General features: G+C 46.8%; 1 protein-coding gene and 1 pseudogene. One reads left to right on the top strand and one right to left on the bottom strand.

The features are described from left to right. Nucleotides 1–129 (top strand): annotated as a pseudogene (locus MKK65_RS03390) (IS110 family transposase); the annotation flags it as partial. Between the two features lie 491 nt (nt 130–620). On the opposite strand, the gene MKK65_RS03385 reads toward MKK65_RS03390, so the two are convergent. Beyond that, nucleotides 621–1658, bottom strand: a complete 1038-nt coding sequence (locus MKK65_RS03385; RefSeq protein ID WP_243955313.1) for a glycosyltransferase family 4 protein — start codon at nt 1656–1658, stop codon at nt 621–623. Nucleotides 1659–2570 lie beyond the last annotated feature (912 nt).

Genomic DNA, 2570 nt, shown 5'->3' with positions numbered 1-2570 from the left:
TTCTACGAGCGGCTCACTGGGCGTGGCCGGCTGAGGAAGGTCGCCCTCGTGGCAGTGATGCGAAAGCCCCTGGTGACGCTCAACGCCATCGTCCGCGACCGCACGCCCTGGCAGCCCCTCGAGACTTGACCTTCAACACAGCCGCTCAGTCGTTGTGGGGCTTCCATGGAGAACTTGGCCTGCTGCGCATCCCTCCATGTGGAACCAGATGTATCACCACACGGCGGGACCAAACATCAATCCGCCAAGCGCCGGAGTCTAGATCGGCAACTCGGCACGGTCCTTGCCGCGACGAACCGCTGAGACCTGACCCGCGACCTGCAGGCGAAGATCGGCCAGGCACCCGCTCAACTCCTACTATACCTCGCCAATCTCGGGAAGTCGAACTGAACAAAAACGGCTCTGAACGGCTGCTGCGCTCGGCCGTGATCCACCGGAAAATGACCAATGGCTACCGCGCAATTAGGGCCGCCGAAAGCGAGGCCGCCATCCGTACCGCCTTCAATACCGCGTGACTCAAAGACCGCGGCCCCCCCTTGGCGCCATTCTTAAAACCGTCGGCGCTTAAAGCCAGACGTCAAAGAGGTAAGTAATTACGGGGTATAGAAATATGTGCATATCTATTTATAAATCTCATAATAAACATCTAGAGTAGCTCTGGCCACTCTTTCGATATTCAAAAATTCGATATCGATTTGACTGTTTTCTTTCCAGGTCCGCAAGTTCGAAACGTTGTGAGTAAGACTTGACATTGCTTCTGCAAGTTCCAAGACATCGCCGGCACGCACTAAGATCCCTGACTTCCCTCCATTTAATAATTCAGGTATGCCGTCCACTCTGGTGCCAATGATTGCGCAGCCGGCCTGACGAGCCTCAGCTAATACTAGCGGGGCAGGATCTGCATGTGATGCTAAAACAAATATATCCGCAAATCTCAGCAGTGATAAAGGATCATCGGTCGGACCTAAAAAAGTTATATTCCCATTACTGCTTAGAGTACGGCAAAAACTTTCGTACTCCCGACGGTGAGGCCCTTCTCCGACAATGTATAATCGTGGCGTTTCGCCGAGCCTGAAGATTTTGTCATAGGCATTTATGAGATCGATTACACCTTTTCTTGGGTGTAGTCCCCCTATAAACATAATAGAACCACGTTCTAAAATTCGCCCCTCTTTGTTCAATGACTTTAAACGGGCCGCACCAATAGTGCCGTTTAAAACGGTCCGAATTTTTGCCTCCCGTATTCCTTTTTTGATCATAGTTTTCTTGACATTCTCACTTACCGCAATGACGCGATCTCCTAATCCCATAAGCAATGACGAGCGTTCGAATGCGTTGTGAGCAGTCGTAACAAAAGAAGCCTTCAAAAACCGGGACGAAAACCAACTTATAATTGCGCTTAACATCATATGGGCATGAACGATCTCAATTTTGCGATTTTTGATGATTTGACGAAGCAGGAGTATTGACTTCACTAAAGATGAAGCATTTCTACGAAATTCAACATTGATAACGCCGACATTGTTTTCGTACAATAGCTGATCAAAATCGCCGGTACCGCTACAAACAAAAACTTCGTGTCCTAAAGCGGATTGCGCGCAGGCCAAATCTACAGCGGCATGAACATTGCCGTTGAGCTTTTTAGTATGATTCACCACGTGTAAGATTTTCAAAGCTCAGGCCCTTTTTCTTCGATTAGATTTAAAAGATTGTTATAACTAAAAAATTTGTCCATATTATTTATATAAATTATGACTGTCTGGTTCTACACCTGCGGTGCGATGACGTCAACACTCGGATCTAGTACAAAAGCCATCTGTTGGGTAAATATAAAACTAAAGGTTCGCTATAAAACTTTAAGTTATTATAGAGTTTATAAAGTGTGAATTAGAGTTATGAGAGTCAAATGATTTTCAAAATTTAAGAAACCTGATAAATCGTTGTGAAATTTGACCGACAACAAGCGTCAAGTTTCGCTATGTATCTATTACATAGAAATTGTTTTTTTATAAGAAAGAGCAGCAGTCGGATTAGCTCCTATTAGATCTTAAACTTATCGACGGGATTCGCGCACAATATTGATTATCGCGATTTATTGAATTTGTCATGACGGGGGCCTTGCCGAAATAAAGATAACCATGTTCTATTTTGCTTCATAGGTTGATGACATCCCTTTAGTTAGATAGGACAATGCGATTTCCGACCGCTGGCACCCGAAACAACATATTTTTGTGCCATATTTGTGGCCTGCCAGATTCGCGCTACTTCTGAACTGTCGTATACCCGGACACTATAACATCACCATCTTCACTGCTACCCAGCGCGCTACGGGATTGATCGCCGGGATTGTCTTCGTCAGGAGCGACAGATGAGAGAGCTCTTGTGCCTATGTAACTGACACCATGGCTCCGGTGCAAAAATTATTGCAATGGCTCAGATGGATGTTTTAGGGGTTCGGCTGAGGGCATCGAAGGTCGCAGAGGCAGACTCGGTCGAGATGAAGGGCCTTGGGTATCGGTTGTGCTCGGCGATGTAGCGATTGATGGCGACCTGAAGGTCGACGACACCGG

The sequence above is a fragment of the Methylobacterium sp. J-001 genome (assembly GCF_022829565.1).
Taxonomy (GTDB): Bacteria; Pseudomonadota; Alphaproteobacteria; order Rhizobiales; family Beijerinckiaceae; genus Methylobacterium.
This window is presented reverse-complemented; position numbering and strand designations above follow the sequence as displayed.